Source organism: Methanomethylovorans hollandica DSM 15978, assembly GCF_000328665.1.
Taxonomy (GTDB): Archaea; Halobacteriota; Methanosarcinia; order Methanosarcinales; family Methanosarcinaceae; genus Methanomethylovorans; species Methanomethylovorans hollandica.
This window is the reverse complement of the sequence record NC_019972.1, coordinates 207,934-230,804: the sequence shown is the minus strand read 5'-3', so window position 1 is coordinate 230,804 and position 22,871 is coordinate 207,934. Positions and strand designations below refer to the sequence as shown.

Genomic DNA, 22,871 nt, shown 5'->3' with positions numbered 1-22,871 from the left:
ATCAGTTAATAGCTTAATAGAACCTTAATATAAGTTAAAACAGTCTCTATTATTTAACAGCCTATATATAAGCAATACGCGTTGGTTTACACAAATAAAAGTTATTCCAAGAGAGGGCATAAAAAAACACACCCACACAACACATTATTTATTTAATTGTTATGTAATTTAATTACCACTACAAAAAAGCAAACTGTGTAATAAGTGATACGATATGTCCAAACTCGATACCCGTTCTAAAATAGGAAAAAATGGAAAATATCTTTTCCAGAATGTCATTGAGACAATCCTTCTAAAACACGGAGTTCAAGAAAAGGAACTGGGAAAAGAATGGTACCTAAAAATTGGAAACAAACCATATCTTGACCTTGTGATGGAGAAATGTGGATCACAGATATTTTCAGGACACTATAACAGACAAAACGAAGATTCAATTAGCGATCCAATTTTAGTATTTGATTATAACAATGGTTTCTGGTATCCAGAATTAATTGAACAACGCCCTCTACATTTCATTAATGGCCCCTATATCTCAGGAATAACCATTGTCAGCAAAATAGATGAAAATGGAAAGAGGCGTGTCAGTCCATACAACAAAGATAGTTTTGATTCCTTCCAGAGAATGTTTGCTATTAATTTGATTAATCAGGGTTTCATGGATGACGAAACTGAAGTAATAGACACAGAATTTCCTGATCCAGAACAATCCATACCTACTACAATTTTTAATCACAAATATCAAAATACAAATATGCATCAGACGACACTATTCTGCTTCTAAGTTACTCAAAACAAGAGGAATGTATAATGGAAGATAATGTATTTGTTTTCGTAGAGTATCATGATGGAAAAACCATTGATATTTTCTCTACACCAAACAAAGACAGTATTGAAAAAAGGATTAAAAAATTCCTTCAACAACATAGTTTCGAATCACTGGATACATACACTCAAACTGTTAACAACAGATCGATTGAACATACTTTTTGGACAAATACATACACGAAAAAAATAATGGCAGAAACACTTCCCATACAAGAAAATTCATCACTAAAACCAAATACTTAAAAAAAAACATACAACTAACATTATTTTAGCATTCTTAAGTGAACTAATATCACAAATCCCTACACCGGAATTGTCTTATCCGAATATGATGCAGTAGTAAAACATATAACTCAAAAAAAAGAAATTCGTGATACATATGTCATCAGAAAAATATCTTGCTCTACAAAAAATCGCAATCGAGTGTGCCAAAGAAATAAGAAACTATTCGCACGTCCATTGTGTATCACACATTGATGCCGATGGAATTACATCAGCAGCTATAATAGCAAGAGCTCTTGAAAGAGCTGGAATAGATTATGAAATGCAATTCGTAAAACAACTTGATGAAAAGATAGTAAAAGAATTATCAGAAGAAAACCATGATCTTGTTATATTCACCGATCTTGGCAGTGGTCAAATAGAACATATTATTAACTATGGACTAAACGCAGTAATATCCGATCATCACAGGCCCCAAGGACAACATTCCCACCACCTAAATCCACATCTTGTTGGTGCAAATGGTTCCTATGAACTAAGTGGTTCAGGGACAACATATATTCTTGCAAATGAACTTGGTGATAACCGAGACCTTGCAAGCCTTGCTATTGTAGGATGTATCGGAGACCTACAATACAGAAAATACGGAAAACTTGTAAGTTTGAACGAAGAAATCCTTAAAGCAAATCCTGAGCACGTAATGGCAAAAATGGATCTTTCTTTATATGGAAAGCAGACACGACCCATACACAAAATGATCCAGTTCTCAACGGATCCTTATCTACCGGGGCTCACTGGAAACGAAGATGGCTGCATTGAATTCTTGGGTAGTCTTCATTTTCCGCTTGCAAAAGATGAAAGATGGAAAAGATGGATTGATCTCGAAATAGCAGATAAAAGAAAAGTCATTTCTGCTATTATTGAATATTCAATTGGGCATAATGTTCCAAAAGCAAATATGGACAGAATAATCACAGAATGCTATGAACTCGTCCAGGAAAGAGAAGGAACTGAAACCAGAGATGCAATGGAATTTAGTACACTTCTGAATGCAACTGGAAGATATATGCAAGCTGAAATTGGTTTTGCAGTTTGTCTTGGAGATCGTGGGGAATATTATAGCCGTGCTTCTACTCTTCTGCAGGAACACAGGAAGAACCTGGTAGATGGAATCAATTATGTTAAAAATACAAATGGTGTAATTGAATTATCACATATTCAGTACTTTGATGCCAAGGATAAGATCCCTGAAACTATAGTAGGCATAGTTGCAGGAATGATTCATTCATCTTACAACCGGAATCTGCCAATCTTTGCATTTTCAAATAAGGAAGACGGTCACAAAGTATCATCAAGAGGAACACAGATACTTGTTAACAAAGGCCTGAATCTTTCTGAAGCACTCGAGGTAGTATGCAAAGAACTCGGAGGAGCTGGAGGAGGACACGATATTGCCGCAGGAGCAACAATTCCATACGGAACAATGGATCAATTCCTCGAGAAAATGAATATTATGATAAGTCAACAAATAGGTTCAGGCTGAGATAACCATGGTTATTGTTAATTATTCGTATCCAAGATACATTGCAGTAATGGATGATTCCATAATTGCAAAAAATTTTTCGAATGCCAGAAAAATTCAGGTATCACCAAATGATATTAACCAGATCTTATTATCTTTGATTTCAACTATTAGAGCAGGAATGCGTCACTCCAACTAACATTAAGGTATTTATAACATAAAAACCATTATACTACTAACGATTTTCTAACAAAAATGCAAACAATATACTGAAATCTCTGAAAGAAGGTTATTGCATGATCCTGACTAAAACTGTTATTCTGAAAATAGTAAATCCAGATAACGATCTGGTAGAGACCATGCAAAAGTATTCGGATGGAATGAACTATGCTTCTTCTGTTGTTTTTCAGAACGGAAAAACAATTGGTTCTTATAAGTTGCAGAAAATCGTTTACGGATATCTTCGGGAAGTTATCGGACTGAAATCCCAGATGAGTTGTAATATCCCAAGACAAGTATCAGGATGCTACAAAACCTTGAAAGAACAGATTAAGGAAAGAAAAGTGATCTGGAAGGAAATAACATTCAGTCCGTATTCGATGACGCTTTCCTACAAAAGAGATTTTAGTATAAGTCAGGATTTAGTTGCTATTACAACCATTAATAATGGGAGGAAACCATATAAGATACAAAGTTATGATAATGCACAGCAATACTTCGATGGTACATGGAAATTCACAGCATCCAAAGTTGTAAGACATAAGGATAGTAATCATTCTTTCCATCTGTCCATTGAAAAGGAAGTTCCAGAAAAAGAACTGGAATACTCATCCAATTACATGGGTATTGACTTGGGAATGAACTACCTTGCTGTTGCATCAACCACTGAAAAGAACTGCAGGTTCTTTGCAGGAGGTCATATCAAAGATATCAGAAACCAATACATGTCAATGCGAAAAAGGTTACAATCGAAGGGAACTTTGTCAGCAAGAAAAATGATCAAACATCTTTCTGATAAAGAGAAACGTCTTATGCGACATGTAAACCATATGATATCAAAACAAATTATTAAATTCGCCATTGAGAACAAGGTTTTTTTGATAGGATTAGAGGACCTAAAAGGTATTCGTGAGAACAAAGTAAGGAAAGTTCGTAAAGACAAACGCTATCATCAAAGTAGCTGGACATACAGACAACTGCAGGATTTCATTACATACAAAGCAAAAGAAGCAGGAATAAAAGTCCACTTTGTGGACCCTGCTCATACTTCACAGGAATGCAACCGATGTAATCATATTTCCAATACCAACAGGAATCGGTTGAAATTCATATGTAAAAAATGCGGATATGAGAACAATGCAGATCTGAATGCTTCGATGAATATCGAAAGAAGAACAAGGGATTTCGGGTATATCTCGTTATCTCAGGGGTGTCTGTCAGCCACCCAGACGAATGCATAATTGACATTCAAGTCCCATCATCGACAGCCGAAGGCTGGCAGGGTGGGGTAGTTGACTGTAAAACTGACTGCTTCAGCAACAGAATCTTTCTGACTTGCACCCCGTATTGAGAACTAACAAAAGCACCACAAATAGGATCTCCTAATATGTCTCATAATAATTCATCTACTCCAGTAAGAACAACCCTCCTGCCAGAGTATAATTTATTTTTAAGATATGTACTGGATCACTACAAACTCCCTCATATAAACTGTGAAATTGCTGATATTGGAGATACTATTGCTTGTCAGGGCTATTCCATAATCTATCTTTCAAATGGATTAGTACAGAACTTTAGTCAGAATACTATCAAAACTGTTCTTGCTCATGAAACATCTCATCGTACTCTTTTCCCAGGAACAACTGTAGAACAAGAACTACATATTGCAATTTCAAAAAACGAAGGAATTGAAAAAAAACATGTTCCTGAATTCTTGAATATAATATACGATCTACTAATTGATCGCATAAACCTTCTGGAAATGGAATGGCAAGATACGTATATTTATGGACTTGAGGAATTAAGGCCATGGAAATTCTCAGATGAAGACATTTCCCCCGATACTATTTTTCAAAACCTGAATGTTGCTATGGTATACGATTATTACGGACATAGCTACCAATTAGGAATTACAGAACAAAATATATTTGATCTGTTATACACTGATCAAAGGGCATTTGAAAAAAGACTCATTGAACTTGCTAGGATATTCAAAAACTGGTACGATTCATCAATTCCAAAATCAACACCAAGAGGGAATGAAGAACAGTCATCCGGGTTAGATGAACAAGAAACGGACTCTGAAAACAAAGAACATGGCAATAATACTCAAAATGGAAACGGTAAAAATAATAAAAAAATCCTTAATCCATCACTACCACTTGAAAGAAAACTGACAAAGGAAGACATAGAAAAAGTAGCAGATAAATTATCAGATATATACGATGACTTAAATCCCAATAAAAATCTCGGTAAAGATCTAAAACAAGAGTTCCGTAAAAGAAGAGCTAAAAAAATAGCTCTACCTCTAATATCGGCATCACAATCTAATTATCAAAAACAACTAAAATCTACAGGAACATGGAATTCGAATCATTCATTCCAGGAACTCGATTTGATAGGAACACTAAACACATTTGGGATACTAATTCCTGATATAACTACTAAGAGAATATCAGAAATTAAGGTACCTAAACAATCATCACTGAAGAACAAACCCCATATTGTAATAGTTGCTGATACAAGTGGCAGTATGTCAGGAGTACCAACAGAAAGGATGATCGATGCTATCATAGCTATAAATGCAGCATCAAAAAGAAAAGAATGGCCTGTTTCATTGATTGAATTTAATGATAGCATTACTCTGCACATAGCAAAAAGCAGAGATTATTATCAAAACGAAGAGATAATGTCAAAAATGGAAGCAACCGGATATGGAACAAATATACATTCTACGATTAAATATATCAGTAAACTAGGATCAGGAAATGCTATCTTCATTCTAACAGATGAATCCAACAATTCACTTATTCAGAAAGAAACATACAGACTATTATCTGAGATCAAGAACAATAAAAATAATATCTTTCTTTATTGCATAGGGAAGGAATTTACAAGTGAATTTAAAAAAGCTATAAAACCAGTAATCACAAAAGCTTATTCTATTCCAACAGACCAAAACTATTCAGATCTGGTTATTAGCAATATAATGAGCCTGTCCTGAAATCAAATTACAGGATCTATAGGCACAAAAGCACCTATTGAAATAATATAATCAATCAAGTCCTGAACAACATTTTCCGAAAGCAATGGCCGAGCTTTTAGAATCTTTTCTTCAAGTTCATTTCGGGAATTCATCTCATTATCAAGCCGAATTTCATCAAGAACCTCATTAAAGAAAAACTCTTTTATCTGCCCACCCTCTGATTCAAGATGCATATTATGAACAACATGTGTAGCCAGACAGAGCATTAATCTTTCACATGAATCATATTCATACATTGTTCTATCTATAAGGATTCTAATATTTTCAACATCCAGAGAACTAAGAGATTTCCGGAAAAAAGAGATCTTTTTCAAGTCCAATGAATATAACAAACCATTTTCATCATGTACATAAGTCCCTGAACGGTAGTGATTACTGTATTCTGAAACAAGTATCTTACATATGCTACCCGATTCAGATATCTGACCTATATCTATCGTACCGGATAAGGTTGGACTATCCTGAAGTTCTATATTCTCACATAATAATATCCCGCTAATACATATATTCATAAATTGCAGAGGGGTATTAAATTTTACATTAATCATACTTACATGAGGATAATTGTAAAATGTATTCAGAAGGAATTCCCAACTAAATCTCATAAAATTAGCTATCAAATGGTTATTATATATACCTATCCATTTTCAAAAAAAAGCACACTTTTTCTGAGTAATATGACATGTCAAATCAATCCAGAAACAATTAAATCAACATGGAATCCCTCATCTGAAAAAGAAATTAAATATTTTTATCAGCATATTTTCCCGCAAATTGCAAATAAAAATCCCGAATACCTTAATCCTAAGAACATTTCAGAATTCGGATTTGCTCCGCTTAGACCAATTTCAACAAACAGAGGAACAAGAGATTTCTTGAGAAGAACCAATACATCAATCAGTAACATAAAAGACCTTCAGGCAATATGCCTGAACATAAAAGAAAAAGACCCTATAAAAAGTGTACTTGAAAATGTACAGTTCAAAGGGATATACTTCAAACTAAATAACATAAAGAACCACGGTTGGCTCCTTGCATTTGATATCGATGCAAAGAATATTGCAAAAAGCGGATTATGTCCTTTTCATTCCGGATATGAGAATTCTACTGATTCAGAAATATCTCTGATACAATCATTACCGCCATACCAATACTTGTATTGTTTCAATTGTCTGCTATTATCAATCCAATATGCATTTGATCTTAAAAATATCCTCATAGAATGGGGATTCAATAAAAATAGTATCCATATTCTTTATTCTGGACAGGGAACGCATATTCATGTAACTGATCCAATCAGCTGGAACCTTGGAACAACATCAAGAGAATACATAAAAACTACTCTTATTCAAAAATACCAGATACCTCTTGATCCAACAGTAACAAACGATGCCAATCGAGTACTTAGATATCCAGGAAGCTTAAATGCCTCAGTAACAAAACCAGTTTCCTTAATAACCGAAGAAGAACCAATAAAAGCATTCTATAGAGTGTTAGAAAATGCAGAACCCAGGATTGCAACCTCATCCTATATTTAATGCACAAAAAAGCACAGGTGATGAACTCATCCAGCCGTTTAGTGCATTGAAACCTTTGAATATTTTTAACGAAAAACCACTTGTAAACAAGATTATCTCGATGTCATTTATGGGCAATATAACTGACCTATCGATTACGGATTTCTTATCACTTGACCATGCATATGTCTTATTCTCAATCACCGGTTGGTTACTCCATAATGCATCCATGACACAAATCGAAAAGAACTGCAGAAATCTATTCACATGGAGCATTCTGGAATATCTTGAAAATAAACCGATAAAAAAACAGGTTATCCAGGCAATATTCGGAAAAAATGCAATTGAAAAAGGTAATCTTATAATTCCATTATCAGAAATAAACGAAAACATTCCATTTTCAAGAGATAATGCTATAATAGACTACCATGTTGTAGTTCCCCCCCATGTTTACATGGATAAAATTCCATCATACTTTGAATTATCATTCGATACTATGATATCTTTTTTTGAAAAAACAATTGATCAGAGCATCAAAAATGAAATAAAAACTATCTTCCAGGATATTATTGATCAGCTTCTGGAAACAGGAAATATCAAAGGACCATGGCTACTATATGAATACAATGCAGACCCCTATTTGAAATTCGCTGTAGACATTCTCCTGAAAGATACATTGACTCAAAAAACACTTAGCATAGTTGACATACGCGATGCAATCGAACAATATAACTGTAAGCGTGTATGGGAACAAAAATTTAAAAACAACCTCTTGAAATTAGATGATAGAAACTTAATGCAAGTATACAAAAAAGCTCAAAGCTCAAGAAAATTTCCCGAACTAAGAATAGTAGATCCCTTTGCTCTAACTATTCAGAACAGCACAAAAATAACCCTCAAAACAATAGAAGATATACATAAACTAAAACAATTTCCTTGCATGGCAAAATTGATCGAATCTTCTGAGATACCACATGATATAAGAACTGCTTTTTTCTCAACCCTCTTGTGGTTCTTCTCAAAAGCAGAATGCCATCAAATACTAAAATCACAAATTAATGACAAAAAATACAACCCGGAAATAGCAGAAAAACAAATAAAATCATTGATTGACACAGACAATACTCCAAAATATATCTACGGAACCCGTGGATTTGGAAAATATTGTATTGGCTACTCTATGTGTCCTCAGTGTTGGATAAAAGCACTAGACTTCCCTGAAAATTATTACCATAAGAAAGATATCTTAAGACAAAGATATAATCTAAAAAACGAGGTTTCTTCAAAATGCCAAACATCCCTTCCAGTTCCCAAAATGATAACCGTTTAAGTGAATTCCGAAACATAATTTCAGAAATAAAAACCATATGCACAACTCCATCATCAATCTTTGTAAACGTAAATGGAACATTTACGGCATGCATTCAGATTGATTATGTAGATGAGCACATCTGTCAGATAGGAGCATATATAACTCCCTCTGGAAAAACAAAGATAATTGTCAATCACACCTGTTCAGAATATGATGGAACTCATAACTGCAAGCACATTGACTTTTCCTTGCTGATATACGAAATTTACATAAACAGAACTGATAGTTTCGCACAGGAATTTATGAATCCTTATTTAATTCCAAACCATCCAAATGAATATTATGAAATGCTAGGAAGGTTTGAAGAAAAACTTAATGAACTGATTAAAACCAGTACTATTAATAGATTCACTCCTGTACCTGATCCGGAAGATATGCTAAACATAACAGAAGATATAATCTTCCTTACGGATACACCAGTTCGAAAAATACCAATAATACCACAAAAAAAGCAGACAAAAAATAATACAGGCAAAATCAGTAATCTAGATGATGTTGTACTGGACTACATGCTATCATAAGGAGATCCCAATGAGCTTTAAACACACACTTGCGTGGAATAAATATCCCGATGAGCTAGACACATCTGCATTAAGACAAGCATTCGATGCTTCAGGCAAAACAGGTACTTATTCCAACAGGAATACCATTAAACAAGCAAATCCTAGCAAGAGTCTGCTAAAAGCAATATATCACCTTCTCCCCGGATCAAAATCAAATATTCTAAATATAACTGTAGATACCAAGCCAGATGCATCAACTTTACAAATAATATTCTTTTCATCATCCTCAATAAATACTTCTTACTGTACACAATATGAGTACGCAGACTATTCACACACTGCAGAATTGATACACAAATGCCCTGGATTTTCAGGTCACAATCTTTGTTATCATTCAGTGATTACAATAGCTATAGCATTACTTCACTTCAAACCAGATTCCGAGTTCAGCAAGTCTTTTAGAGAACTGGTTACACACATAAATCAACATGGTACAAACCTTGTATCAGATAACTTTCTGATAGAAAAAATAATAAGAACTCATGATGAACTTTACTTTGATATAATAGGCGATATTGTACCTTCTACTGAAGACAGTCTTACATTAAACAATTCAGAACCTTCTTTCTTCACTGGAGGACAATTCATAGATATCCATAATATCAAAGGTACTTTCACCCTTCCAAAAATAACAATGTCAGAAGATGAATTCCATACCAGTATCATTTCCTTAGAAGAATACATATTGAATTCATCTTCATTTTTTGGATAGTTTCTTTCTCAATCAGATAGAAACTGATCATCAAATTCCTGCTCTGCAATATACCAATTTTCTTCACTCGAATTATTTGGATTATCTTCTCCGATTTGATATGCTCTTTCGGATACCCATTTTCTCTTTTCAGCAGCTCCATTTTGGATATCATAATAAAACTGATCACGAGCGCAATTAAAAGCTTCTTCTACAGATAAATATGGTTGTTTCTTTAAGATCTCTGATGCTCTATACCCGATTTTATCCAGAATTCGTTTTTCATATTCACTTTGGTCAAATGAAGTATTGAAATCGTTTAGCCAATCAAAATAAGCTCTATCACTAATGAATATTAATTGTGCATATTTCTGTCTTGCGATTTTGGGCATAAATGGGAGCAGAGTATCAGCATAATTTTCAGTATCAGGATAAAAGTCGTTTTGCTTGTAATATTCTTCTTTTGCTTTCAGCCAGTAATCTATTGGATTATTTTTTGCGGCATTGTAAAGGAAAAAAGCACTAATCCTGATTTCCGGCTCTAATATTTTCCTTGCTTCTTCTTCTGTTATGTTTTTCCAATGCATCTCCTGTTTTACTCTGTAACTCAAATCTTTCTCTGCCTGTAACCAATATCTCACACTATCACCATAGTCATTTTCTCCGCTCTACCATATTAACGTTATCTATAGTAATTAATATAGGATTCTTTCTCTGCTTTTATTTTAAAATTCCTATAGACCTTTTTTTGTTATGCTTTAAGAAAAGCGCAACCGGCTATGTGAATAAGACTTGGTATTGCATCAATTAATTGGCTCAAAATACAATTCAACTAAGCCATTTTAGTAGAATTTGTTAAGTTTTTTCTTGATTTTATTGCAGATACTAGTATCTTGACAACCTGAAAAGAAGCTGGTCCTAATATCGGAAATACATATTCAATTATTAAATTAGCAATTAATGAAACAACTACTTCTTTAGAAACAGCTGTGGTAGAAGATATCATTATTTCTTTTATTTTATGAGGTAGACTCCTTAATTCAAATATACTCTTTTCTCCATTGATTTTTTCTTCATCACTTGCATCTGATTCATCGTTTGCCTCAAAAAGCAATGGACGATCTTCAACGAGTTTTTTAGCAAAAAACTCTAATGTTTCATAATCCCTTTCAGCAATGAGAGATCGAATTTCTTTTTCAAATGTATCAACATGATCACTTTCAATTTCTTTATCAATCCTTTTGAAGTCAAAAGAAAGAGTACGCAATTTGTCGTAATTGTTGTCTAATCTTTTATTTATTTTCTCTAATGATAAACCCATCAGATGTTGAGATTCTTCGATTTTATCAAGTCTATTATTCATTTCTTCTTTAAATTCATTTATTTGCTCTGGGATATTTACGTGTGGGAGAAATGAAATTATAGATGCAAGAAGCCCCATTTGAATCTCAACTCTTAAGTAACTCTTGATCTGATCGATTTTATCAATAATTTCTGTGTTGTCGGCAATCTTTGGAATCTTGCTTTTCAGAAAAAGAACTACAAGATCAAGATTCATTGCCATAAGTTCTTGATCTTCAACTTCCCATTCTTGGATTTCCTTCTTCACTGGGTAAACAATAGCTTCGGCAGGAGTTCCTTTTGCTTCTTTGCAAGCTATATCTATCTTTTCCTTAACTTCATCAATGAGCACTTTAATATTTTTCTTAAATGATGGTCTAGCAATATTGTACAAATCATTTATAGCAGGTGTTTTATTTTTATTTTCATCCATTAATCGATCAATATGAGTGCAGATACTTGAGCAATGTTCAAATAATTCCTGATGCCTAATACCAAGCTTCTTTGCTTTTTGTGCAGTTTCAAGAACTTCAGCCAATTGTTCAACAGCTTGAAGAAGCTTCGTTTTACTTTTCGAATCTCTAATTTCATTTTTTGCAGCTGTGATATAATATCCAATTTCTTTCCTTGAACTTGCTTTTTTGAACAGAACAGCATCAAAGGAACGATAAAAAAAACGACAAAACTTAGCAGGATTGTTATAATTGCCTACCACGATATCAATATAATTTCCCTCAAGAACAGCATTATCAAAATAATTTATCGCATCCTCCAATATTTTCTGAGCATCAGCTTCATCTTTGGATTTTGATGCTTTATATATGCAAATTCTACCTAGAGAGTAATATGCACATGGTCTAACATACAGATTACTATCATCTGTTAGCCGCTGTAAATCAGCTAACACAATTGGCATGTATTCTTCAGGAAGAAAAGAAAAAGTAAACCCAAGGGAACGAGCAACTTGATGTCGAATTATCCAACTACTATCATTTGTTAGTCTATGGAAAACATCCAAAGCTTCATACTTATCAGCAATGAAAGGATAAACATGACCAAAGACATCAGCAGCTTTTTCTCTAACACACAAGGATTCATCATTTGTTAGCCTGTGCAAATCATCCCAAGCAGCAGAACGATATGGACTATACTGAAAAACAGAACCAAGGGCATAAGTGACATTCTCTCTAATATCTGAATATTCATTAAAGGTGAGACTATGTAGATCATCCCATGCTTTTAACTTATTAGGAGCATATTTAAAAACAGAACCAAGGACAAAAGTAGCACTAACTTTAACTCGTAGATTCTTATCATTTACTAGCCGGTGTAAATCTTCCCAAGCAGACGACTTATCTGCTAAGAATTCAAATTGTTCTCGGAGCAATTCTAGAGCTGCAAACTTATCGTCTGTATTTTCACTCAGACTTAGTCTGTGAATTTCCTCCGGATTAACTATCATGTAGATTATAACCCACATCAAATACAAATAATTTATGATTGTCTACTTTGACTACACTCATATAAAAAAGCATATACATAGTGTGGTCAAAAAATAAACAATGAAATATAGGATAGTTCATAATCTTGAATTGCATATACAATCAGAAAAGTATCAGCTGAAAAAAACAAAGAGGAACAAATGAACCAATCCAGTGATAAAAAGTATTATCTGATGAAAGTAATAGATGTAGGACAAAAAGCACCTGTATATCCAAAAAATATAACCTATGCTATCAGTTCCATTGTTCCATGGACTCTGAGCGAGAAAAAAACAAAAAAAGGCTGGCTTGGAACACTTAACAATAGTTCCGAATATGCACTTGGAGAATTTGGTTCGTTTGAATCAGCTTTCGGTGAGATTCCTGTGAATTTCTCAGATAGAAAAGATATGACAGTGACTGATCCAGACACCGGAAGAGATATTATTGTGTATCAGTACTACGATCCCAGAGATGTATGGAATGTAACCGATTGGCTTAATTCAGGCAATTACATTGTAGGAATAGAAACTGGCGAATATACAATACAAGATGTAGTAGACATATTACTTAGAGAAGCAAAAAATGAAAACATCATACTTGAAGGAAATATCGAAGAAGAAATTGAGCAATGTCTTGAGGACAGAAAATGTCTGTATTTTGAATAGTGGCAATTTTATATATTATAAAATACTTCTTATTATATTACCCGAGGAAAATCAATGAGTATCAAAGAAACCCAAAATCCAATAGAAATCTCAGATGATAACTCCTCGCAGCTATGTGAAATCGCACAGGAAATCAAATTAAATCTAGAGAAGTTAAAAGTAGACACTTCAAAAATTGACCTGCCGGAAGATATCCTGAACGAACCCATTGAGATATTGCTATACCTCGCAAAGAATGAAAAAATAGATCCATGGAACGTTGATATCATTACCATAACCGATTGGTTCTTTTCAATGCTGAAATCCATGGAAAAAATGGATATCAGGATATCTGCCCGGACATTAATGCAGGCATCCATACTTCTACGAATAAAATCGTCTTCAATTTCCCTGGACGATGAAATAGATTTTGAACTTCCGGCTGATCCTGCAGACCAGCAGGCACTTATTGATCAGGACCTCGAACATGAGTATTCTCTGCCTTCTACATCACGCAAGAAAGTATACATATCACTTGACGACTTGCTTGATGAATTATTAATCGAAACAACGGAACCAGACACACCTGCAGATGAATACCTGAAACCAGGATTTGATGATCCTATATTAATAACAACGGATTCTGTTCTTGAAATTGCTCACGAAGAAGATATACTTGGTCATTCTGAAAGACTAAAAGAAAGATTAGACCAAATATTTCTTGAGAATGAGTTTATAACATTATCTGAAATAATAAATTCAGGAACAGAAAGTCCATTACTGATATACTTAGCATTGTTGTTCCTTGCTAACGATAAGAAAGTGCATTTAACTCAAACAGAACTTTATGGTGAAATATATATCCGCATGCCACAGGAAATTGAAATACAGGTGATCACATGAGAAGAGAACCATATCACATCGACCTTCTGATAAGTATAATTCTTCTCAGTTATTCAACTATTGAGTGGAATTACATAACTGACACAGTACAAGCAACTACACTTGAACCCCTCCCTACATTATCTGATATTCTAATAGGATGGAGTGGGATATTTTCATTGATAATTGCTGCTATTATGATGCTTTTTGGGATTGTCGAGTTTATCGACATCAAGATTCTGAGATCCCATCAAAAATACATTTCTTAATCTTTTTTTTGCTATAATATCTGCATCTTTACACGAATACATCCTGACCATTCTTCTTTTATCTTCTTTTTTTCATCTTCTAGAAACACCTGCTTCTAAAATACACCAACAAAAAAAACAAACATAAAATGAATTATTTAGAGGTGTAATTATGCAACAATTAGTTTTAGATTTCTTCGAGTCAGGAGACCAAACAAATGTATTTCCCCAAACGGTGGATATGCCATTGGTTCCTGAAAACAATATTAGTACAGACATTAAGATGATCATTGGAAATCCGATTAATAATGAGAATTCTCTTACAGCCGAATCTACCACAGTAACTGAAACCAATGATTCAGAAGACATATCCAATGAAGTACCGGAGACTCCAACAATTCAAGATGAAGATCCAGTACCTGAAAACAATGCGCCATCCAAAAGGAAAAATGCAATCGATTCAATAAAAGCTAACCATGAATTAATTGATGGAAAAACAAACGACGAAGCTATCCAGGCAATTATTGAAAGACTGGACACAATGAAAGAAATAAAAGATACCCGTAACATGGGAATTGTCAGTGTTCCTGCAGGTCTCCTTTTAAGTTACTCTATCAGTGGTTCTACTTTCGGTACCATCAGAGAAAATGAAAATGATTTCGTAGAGAGAATTACAATTGCTTTACCAAAAGAAATAAGAGGACTTCCAGGGAGACTGAGAAATGCAATAGATCGAGAATTGGATAAACTCGGTGTTAAAATATTCGCCAACATCAGATTCATTCCAGAACATAATCTGGTAGCTGTAATGAAGGTATTTGAAAATGTCAAAGAAGAAGGTATTGGAAGGGACAACAAGTATTCTGTAAAGAATGTAATTGATACAATATGGGAACATAAGGATAAAATCAATTCAAATGCAGCAAGACTTGGTATAAGCAAGTTTCAGCCAATAAATAACTATGATTCTCTCCAAAACAAGATAGAAATTCTAACTTTCTTCATTGATACATCACTAGGAGAATCTAAACTATCACCTGAAATCGTAGATCAGGTGATACAAACAAAGACCGAACAGATAGTATCTCAGCTAAACGAGAATTTGAAAGCTCAACTTGAAAAGATTGTATCATCATTAAGCAACACAGTGAAAAAATCACATGACAAAGATGGAAAAATCAATGGGAAATCAATTAATGCAATTAAAAGAGAAATCGAGAACATTCGTTCCTTGCATCAGAACAGAACTCCGGAAATCGATGCTCTCTTAGACGCTTCAGAAGGTCTGCTAATGAGATCCTTGCTCGAACAGCCGAAACAGACAGTAAGGACAACAAAGAGTAAGAAATCCATACCATCAAAGAGATCATCTCCAAAAACAACTGATAAAATGGACATAAAAACTCAAGAAAAGAAAGAAGACTTATCTCTGGGAGATGCAATATTAGATTGTCTATGATTTCCCAATAATTTATCTGAGGTAAAATAATGGAACCTTCATTTATTCATCATGAAACTGTCCTTGCAGGTCTCAAGGAAATATTTAATGGAAAAACAAAGGAAAGCGTTACGATATTTGATCCATCCATCAAAACAATGCTGTGCCTGATTCCATTAACAGAAAACGGTATTACTTTACTCGAAGGAATAATGGGTATAGGAAAAGGAGTATCAACAAGAGCAATCCAAAAGGTTTTCTTCAAGGACCAGAAAATAGGATTGCTTCAATGCGATCCTGACAAAAGACAGGAAGAATCCCTGTATGAAACTGCAGTAACATCAAATACACATTATAATTACGATAAATCTGGCCAGCTGACAAATACACAGCAGGAATATGATTTTGATCCAAGAGCAATGGATTTCGTAACTCAGCCAATTAAGTTCGTAAATGAGGCCAACAGAGCAAGTAAATCACTTCAGGATACACTCTTACGACTATTCCAAGAGCAAGAGCTCGAATATAAGGGTAAAATATTCAGGTCTCCAAATCCATCAATCACTATATTCGACCAGAATCCTGTACACATGCAGAACGATGGTCGCAGGCTGGAACCTGCACTGGAGGATAGAATAGATGTTAAGATCCCAATGTGTGCTCCTTCATTGTTTACGATAATTGCTACCCAGACTATAAAAACGTCTGATAAGACAGCTGCAGAATTACCTTCTCTGCTGTCATACGTGCAAATGACAGAGATATATGAAGATATAAGAAAAGTACATATCAAGTCCGAGGACATTTATCTGTTGTCAGCAATTACTCAGTTGTTCTTTGCATGTAAACATCGCAGAGACATTGCAAATGAAATCTACAATGAAAATATAAACTGTAAGGCATGCAGTTTTGATAATGGACTTTGTGCTCATGTCAAATACCCCATAGGGCAGAGGTTCATTGAATCAATCCTCAAATTCTCGAAAACCAAAGCATGGCTTGAGAAGAGAGATACAGTATCTATAGACGATATAATGTTCATAATGCCTTATGCATTGAACCATCGTATTACATTGCAACCAGAAACAATGTCCAAGTATGTTGATGCACACACATGGATAGTAGAATATGCAATACCCAAAGTAGAACAGCAAAAACAACATTGCCTGGATATTCTTAGTAAATATCAGCAGGCAATAGCAAAACCTGCATCAAGTATAATCGAAGAAATGTTCAAGTACTCAAGACAAAACATGCTGTACCTGAACACACTTATCGATATTCTAAGAATATATGCAAACACCAGTACAAGAGATCTTGAAGATGTTATGAGTATACTGGAAACACAACCAAAAGACGATGATTTCCAGTTATTAGAACAGAGGATCAAGTCCTCTCAAACCTTTGCCATGCCAACAGATAAAAAACCGGATATTCAAGTAATATGTGATACACTTTCGACAATGGTACCGATGAGAAATTACGAAAAGATTCTCTCCAACAGGGAATCCATAGAAACCCTTCTAAAAAAATATAATGAGAGAAAAGAAAAGACATTTAAATTCGATAAAGAAGTCTTTTCTAAACAAGTATTCCCTGAGTTTGTAAATCTTGGAACTACCAAGAACAAGACCAATATTCAGGAATCATTGACTACAGATGTTTCATTTACCATGCTTTCAACAACAATAACAATTACTCATCAAAATGATATTGTTATGGTTAATCTCAAGAGCGAGAAACCCGATAGCATGACAAAAATCACATCAATACTTGAAGATATTCCAGCTTATGCCTGAGTTGCATCAGGATTCATAAGATAAACAGGAGACATCAGCGTTACACCTCTCTTAAATATGTCTCCTGTATTTGATTTATAATACTGCTTTTTTTTTAAAAAAAAACAAACACTCATTACCAAATAATCAAGGTAATCACATGCAACCTAAACAGCAATCATTAGATGGATCACTTGTAGTTACTATGCCTCAAGTCCGGACAACGGATGGCCACTTCATAGAATGGAACAAAGAAGCTATCGTGAACCAGCTCCTCAAAGAAACAGTCCTTTGTGAAAAGTACTATGGAATTACAGCAATCACAAGAGAAGAAGCACAAAATATAGCAAAGGACGTTGAGAAAAGTATTTTGAAAATGAATCTTTCTGTTCTCTCAGGCCCTCTCATTAGAGAAATTGTCAACATTAAGCTCCTTGAGTCAGGTCATCCTGAATGGAGAAAAATATCTACTCGTGTTGGAACTCCTGTATTTGATGCATGTGAAATCGATTTAGGTAACGGTTTTGAAGTAAATGAAAATGCCAATTTACAGTGTAATGCTGAAACAGCTCACAAGAAAAAAGCCGATAAGATCTCTAAGGAACAGTATCTTTTACTATTCCCTCAGGAAATCACTGATATGCACCTAAAAGGTGACATTCATATCCACGATCTTGAATACTTTGGAACCCGGCCATTCTGTCAGGATTGGGATCTGAGATATTTCTTCTACTATGGCTTGATGCCGGATGGAAACGGAACGAAAGCAAGTGTAGCAGGACCTGCAATGAAAGCAGAAGTTGCAATCCTTCATGCAGTAAAAGCACTTGGAAGCGCACAGACAAACTTTGCCGGAGGGCAGGGATTCTACAATTTCCTTACGTTCCTTGCTCCTTACCTGGAAGGCAAAGAATACAAGGAAATTGAACAGCTAATGCAAATGTTCATCTATGAAATGACACAGATGATGGTTGCTCGTGGAGGACAGCTGGTGTTCTCATCAGTTCAGCTTTCTCCGGGAATACCAAGTATATGGAAAGATATTCCAGCTGTATATATGGGAAAGGTCTGGAATGGTCTCGATAGCCCATTAAAACGTACATATGGTGAGTTTGAAAGAGAAGTAAGGTTATCCTTCAAAGCTCTAATGAATGTCATGCTACAGGGTGATTATTGGGGCAAGCCATTCAGTTTTCCAAAGCCTGAGATTTCTATAGAACCCGATTTTATGCAAGAAGACACATTATTCAACAAAACCCATCCAGAACTCCCCACATATGAAGAATTATACACGACTGCATTTGAACTTGCTTCAAAGTTCGGAACTCCTTACTTTGATAACCAGCTTCCTGAATACAGACGTTCAAAAGGCGGGATTTCTTGCTATCAATGTTGTGCTTATCAATTTTCCGTAAATGAAGAAGATGATAACGAATTTGAAGAAAAAGTACTATTCAAGGAGGGTAAGCATTTCTCAATGGGATCATGGCAGGTAGTATCACTCAATTGTCCAAGAGCAGCTTACAAAGCCAATGGTAATGATAATCTCCTGATAGCAATCCTCAAGAAACAGATGGATGATGCAGTCAAAATATTCAACATCAAGAAAAACTGGATGAACCAGGTAATAACTGCAGGTAGAATGCCATTCATTACTCAAAGACCAAAAGATCCCAATACAAATAAAAAGGGAAGCATTGCAGTCGATCTGAATGCATTGGTTTATACAATCGGTGTTATAGGAATCAACGAAATGGTTCAGGTCCAATGTGGGTGCCAGCTACATGAATCACACATTGCCATGAAACTTGCAATAAGGGTAATGACAGAAATGGAAATGTATGCAAAAGAACTGTCTGTAAAGCACGGTATGACAATTGCTCTTGCAAGAACACCTGCAGAAACAACATGTCAGAGATTTGCTGTATCCGACCTGCTGAACGAATCTTATAGAAAAGATGCAATCCGTGTCATCAAAGGAGATATTGATACAGCTCTCAGGCAAAGAAACATGACAAGAGATCTCCCTGTATACTACACAAACGGAACACATGTACCACCTGGAGCAAACATATCAATTATAGATAGAATCAAGGCGGAGCACACGTTCTTCCCAATAGTTGACGGAGGAAACATTCTCCATATATGGCTTGGAGAAAGCTCTCCGGATGCAAAAGGACTCAAAGAATTTGCTATGAACATTGCTAAGAACACGCAGGTCGGGTACTTTGCATTTACAAAGGATCTGACTATCTGCAGAAATGATTCTCACGTAATGCCAGGATTACACAATACTTGCGAGAATTGTGGATCCAATAATGTAGAACACCTTTCCAGAGTCACTGGTTATATTCAAGCAGTTAGCGGCTGGAATGCTGCAAAGAAACAGGAACTTAAAGACAGGCAAAGGTATGATCCTGAACATCTGAGGAATAAGAATACGAAATCACCAGAAAAGAAACCATCTCTGCAGATACAGACATAATATATTTTTTTAGGTGAACAATAAAAACACAAGTTATTTATACATTGGGAATAATTTCCCAAATACAGTAACATAGAATACAGAGGAAATAATATGCAGATGTCTCTATTAGGTATCTTCGTTGTTTTTGTACTAGGACTACTTTCACCGATTTTTCTTGGAATGATATTTTCTGTCACCCAAAAGAACTATCCAAAATTTGAACACAAGTCAACATTTGAGATCGAAACGAAAAATGGAGACAAAATTATAGGAGCTCTTCCTAGTTTCCGTGACCATATCAGAGTGATGATTGGTAATAAGCCTATCTTTGTAAATCCAAATGATATCAGAAACATAAAAGTGGTTAATAGTGCTAATAAAAGCAAATAGTTCATTTTCTCATGCAAAAATTGGATGCAAATATCAAATATATGGCTTGAAAAACGATATCATTTATTTCTCATATTATTAATTTACTGTAAAGCTGCTTAAATTCAAAAATCCGATCAACTACAAACTTAGAAGGAGTTACTTGAGCTTCATATGACATGAACAATGGAATTAATGGGATGGAAATTTTTAGTTTTCTCTCTATTCCAAGAGGAGAATACAATTCATCAAGTACATCTTTAATCTCATCCTTCATTTCAGGAATTTTATCTTGAATATTTTCTAATCTCTGTTGGATCAGATCAAGATATTCTTGTGAATTTGGCTGTTCCATTATCTGTTTCGTCACTTGCTCGACATTAATACTCAGATTATCGATTTTCGTATCTACTTGTTTTACATCAACTTTTATTTCATCTACTGTTGATTTGATATAGTTTATATCTTCAGATAGACTCATGTTTTTGATCAATGGAAATATCATACCTAGAGCTTCAAACACATCCTCTGGTTTTGTATAATTTTCCATAGAATTAACTTTTGAGAGTAGTAACTGATTTTTAGGGATGTCAGGTATCATAATCTTCATCATATCGATTAGATTATAGAAACTCTTTTCGATATCTTCCTGACTTTCAATTTTCCATTTTTGTATTTCCTTGTTAATAGAACAAGCAACACCTTCAGCAGGAGTACCTTGTGTTTCCTTGCAGGTTATCTCTGCTTTCTCTTTGACTTCATCTATGAGTTCTTTGATGTTTTTCCTAAAGGATGGTTTGTTTTTCTCGTATATGTCGAATATAGCAGGTATATTATCTTTGTTCTCTAACATTAATTGGTCAGCACGATTACAGATATCTGAGCAATGTTTTAGTGTTTCTTGCCAATCATTACCAGATTCATGAGCATGGTGTGCCATTTCAAGAGCCTCAGCTAACTGTTCAATTGCTTTGATGAGATTTTCTTTACTTTTAGATCCTTCAATTTCCTTTTTTGCAGCTGTAATATATTTCTCAATATTGTTCTTTGAGTTATTTTTTTTAAACAAAACTACATCAAAAGAACGATAGAAATGATTACAAAACTTTGCAGGATTTGAATAACTACGTTCATTTGTAGCAGTTTCAAAATATCGAATCGCTTCTTCAAACAAAGTACGTGACTCATATTCGATTTCTGATTTAGATGCTTTATAAATACATATCTTACCCAGGGAATGATTTGCATACATTTTCGCATCTGAATATTTATCATTTGTTAGTCTATGTAAATCAAACCACATTGTAGACTTGTATTCTTCAGGAATATAAGAAAAAGCAGAACCAATAACCGAAGCGGCATTACTTCTAACGTTTAATTCTTCATCATATGTTAGTTTATGTAAATCAGAACAAGCTTCGGACTTTAATTCTTCAGGAATGTACTTAAAAACATAACCAAGGCTACTAGCAGCAACGCTTCTAACATATGAATTATCATCACATACTAGCCTATGCAATTCGAACCATGCAACAGACCTATTTGGAACATACTTAAATGCATGACCAAGAGCAGAAGTAGCCCGACTTCTAAGATACAAATTATCATTACTTGTTAGTGTCTGGAGATTAGACCAAGCAATGGACTTATCAGGAATATATTCAAAGGCATAACCAAGTGCATTAACAGCATATTGTCTAACATCAAGATCTTTATCATTTGTTAATCTTTGTAAATCTAACCAAGCAGCAGACTTAAACTCCTCAGGAATGTACTCAAAAGAATAACCAAGACCTAAAGCAGCATTCATTCTAACCATCCAATGCTTATTTTTTGTCAGCTTATGCAGGTCATTCCAAGCAGCAGATTTGAACTCCAAAGGAATGTGTTTAAAAGCATAACCAAGGGTAGAAGCAGCATTCTTTCTAACATCCTTATCATCATTGCGTGTTAGATGATGTAGATCAGTCCATGCAACAAACTTGTCAGGAACATGTTCGAAAGCATAACCAAGAGCATTTGGAGCATTATTTTTTACAATCGAATTCTTATCCTGTGTCAATCTATACAAATCAATCCATGCGGATGACTTGTCGGGTAATGATTCAAAGTGATCCCTAAATAATCTAAAAGCTATAAGTCTATCATTTACATCTTTACTCAAACTCAACCTATGGATTTCTTCCTGATCTACCACCATATATAATTACACTCCAGAATGAGTATAAATAATTTTGGGAACT

20 protein-coding genes are annotated in these 22,871 nt (G+C 34.6%); 16 read left to right on the top strand and 4 right to left on the bottom strand.

Going from position 1 to position 22,871, the window contains the following annotated elements; all coding sequences use genetic code 11:
• Positions 1-214: 214 nt before the first annotated feature.
• The 5 genes from METHO_RS12790 to METHO_RS12770 all read left to right on the top strand — a co-directional run bounded on the left by METHO_RS12790 (position 215) and on the right by METHO_RS12770 (position 5,792).
• The gene (locus tag METHO_RS12790; protein ID WP_015313934.1) at positions 215-781 is read left to right on the top strand and encodes a DUF6908 domain-containing protein; all 567 of its coding nucleotides are present in this window, start codon (positions 215-217) and stop codon (positions 779-781) included.
• A 26-nt stretch (positions 782-807) separates the two neighbouring features.
• Entirely contained in the window at positions 808-1,068 is a 261-nt protein-coding gene (locus METHO_RS12785) for a hypothetical protein (protein WP_015313933.1), read from the top strand.
• 136 nt (positions 1,069-1,204) lie between these two features.
• On the top strand, positions 1,205-2,590 hold the full coding sequence (locus METHO_RS12780) for a DHHA1 domain-containing protein (protein ID WP_015313932.1): 1,386 nt from the start codon (positions 1,205-1,207) through the stop codon (positions 2,588-2,590).
• Positions 2,591-2,865: 275 nt separating this feature from the next.
• A complete protein-coding gene (locus METHO_RS12775) occupies positions 2,866-4,029 on the top strand; it encodes an RNA-guided endonuclease InsQ/TnpB family protein (RefSeq protein ID WP_015313930.1) in 1,164 nt (387 codons plus the stop codon).
• 146 nt (positions 4,030-4,175) lie between these two features.
• Entirely contained in the window at positions 4,176-5,792 is a 1,617-nt protein-coding gene (locus METHO_RS12770) for a vWA domain-containing protein (RefSeq protein ID WP_015313929.1), read from the top strand.
• Between the two features lie 2 nt (positions 5,793-5,794).
• On the opposite strand, the gene METHO_RS12765 is transcribed toward METHO_RS12770, so the two are convergent.
• Positions 5,795-6,382, bottom strand: coding sequence for a hypothetical protein (locus tag METHO_RS12765; RefSeq protein ID WP_048831380.1), 588 nt, complete (start codon positions 6,380-6,382; stop codon positions 5,795-5,797).
• Positions 6,383-6,388: 6 nt separating this feature from the next.
• On the opposite strand from METHO_RS12765, the gene METHO_RS12760 reads away from it, so the two are divergent.
• From METHO_RS12760 to METHO_RS12745, 4 genes are read left to right on the top strand one after another with little or no spacing between them, the layout of a single operon-like run.
• Entirely contained in the window at positions 6,389-7,372 is a 984-nt protein-coding gene (locus tag METHO_RS12760) for a hypothetical protein (RefSeq protein ID WP_015313927.1), read from the top strand.
• Entirely contained in the window at positions 7,335-8,681 is a 1,347-nt protein-coding gene (locus tag METHO_RS12755; RefSeq protein ID WP_015313926.1) for a hypothetical protein, read from the top strand. The genes METHO_RS12760 and METHO_RS12755 overlap by 38 nt, the downstream gene beginning before the upstream one ends.
• On the top strand, positions 8,639-9,244 hold the full coding sequence (locus METHO_RS12750) for a hypothetical protein (RefSeq protein ID WP_015313925.1): 606 nt from the start codon (positions 8,639-8,641) through the stop codon (positions 9,242-9,244). The genes METHO_RS12755 and METHO_RS12750 overlap by 43 nt, the downstream gene beginning before the upstream one ends.
• Before the next feature lie 10 nt (positions 9,245-9,254).
• Positions 9,255-9,998, top strand: coding sequence for a hypothetical protein (locus METHO_RS12745; RefSeq protein WP_015313924.1), 744 nt, complete (start codon positions 9,255-9,257; stop codon positions 9,996-9,998).
• A gap of 8 nt (positions 9,999-10,006) precedes the next feature.
• Here the strand turns inward: METHO_RS12745 and METHO_RS12740 are convergent, their stop codons facing one another.
• The gene (locus METHO_RS12740) at positions 10,007-10,618 is read right to left on the bottom strand and encodes a hypothetical protein (protein ID WP_048831376.1); all 612 of its coding nucleotides are present in this window, start codon (positions 10,616-10,618) and stop codon (positions 10,007-10,009) included.
• Between the two features lie 191 nt (positions 10,619-10,809).
• Entirely contained in the window at positions 10,810-12,780 is a 1,971-nt protein-coding gene (locus tag METHO_RS12735) for a hypothetical protein (protein WP_015313922.1), read from the bottom strand.
• Positions 12,781-12,993: 213 nt separating this feature from the next.
• Here METHO_RS12735 and METHO_RS12730 point away from each other — a divergent pair, with 213 nt between their 5' ends.
• The 7 genes from METHO_RS12730 to METHO_RS12700 all read left to right on the top strand — a co-directional run bounded on the left by METHO_RS12730 (position 12,994) and on the right by METHO_RS12700 (position 20,649).
• Complete coding sequence (locus METHO_RS12730; protein ID WP_156811313.1) at positions 12,994-13,467, top strand: hypothetical protein; 474 nt, start codon at positions 12,994-12,996, stop codon at positions 13,465-13,467.
• A gap of 54 nt (positions 13,468-13,521) precedes the next feature.
• Complete coding sequence (locus METHO_RS12725; protein WP_015313920.1) at positions 13,522-14,349, top strand: segregation/condensation protein A; 828 nt, start codon at positions 13,522-13,524, stop codon at positions 14,347-14,349.
• The gene (locus tag METHO_RS12720; RefSeq protein WP_015313919.1) at positions 14,346-14,597 is read left to right on the top strand and encodes a hypothetical protein; all 252 of its coding nucleotides are present in this window, start codon (positions 14,346-14,348) and stop codon (positions 14,595-14,597) included. Before METHO_RS12725 ends, METHO_RS12720 begins: the two co-directional genes overlap by 4 nt.
• A 151-nt stretch (positions 14,598-14,748) precedes the next feature.
• Positions 14,749-16,035 carry a hypothetical protein gene (locus METHO_RS12715; RefSeq protein ID WP_015313918.1) on the top strand — a complete coding sequence of 429 codons (1,287 nt, stop codon included), beginning with the start codon at positions 14,749-14,751 and terminating at the stop codon, positions 16,033-16,035.
• 29 nt (positions 16,036-16,064) lie between these two features.
• Positions 16,065-17,813, top strand: coding sequence for an AAA family ATPase (locus tag METHO_RS12710; protein WP_015313917.1), 1,749 nt, complete (start codon positions 16,065-16,067; stop codon positions 17,811-17,813).
• 139 nt (positions 17,814-17,952) lie between these two features.
• Complete coding sequence (gene nrdD, locus METHO_RS12705) at positions 17,953-20,277, top strand: anaerobic ribonucleoside-triphosphate reductase (RefSeq protein WP_015313916.1); 2,325 nt, start codon at positions 17,953-17,955, stop codon at positions 20,275-20,277.
• A 93-nt stretch (positions 20,278-20,370) separates the two neighbouring features.
• Positions 20,371-20,649: a hypothetical protein gene (locus METHO_RS12700; protein WP_015313915.1), complete on the top strand. Its 279-nt coding sequence runs from the start codon at positions 20,371-20,373 to the stop codon at positions 20,647-20,649.
• A gap of 70 nt (positions 20,650-20,719) precedes the next feature.
• On the opposite strand, the gene METHO_RS12695 is transcribed toward METHO_RS12700, so the two are convergent.
• Complete coding sequence (locus tag METHO_RS12695; RefSeq protein ID WP_015313914.1) at positions 20,720-22,828, bottom strand: HEAT repeat domain-containing protein; 2,109 nt, start codon at positions 22,826-22,828, stop codon at positions 20,720-20,722.
• Positions 22,829-22,871: the final 43 nt, after the last annotated feature.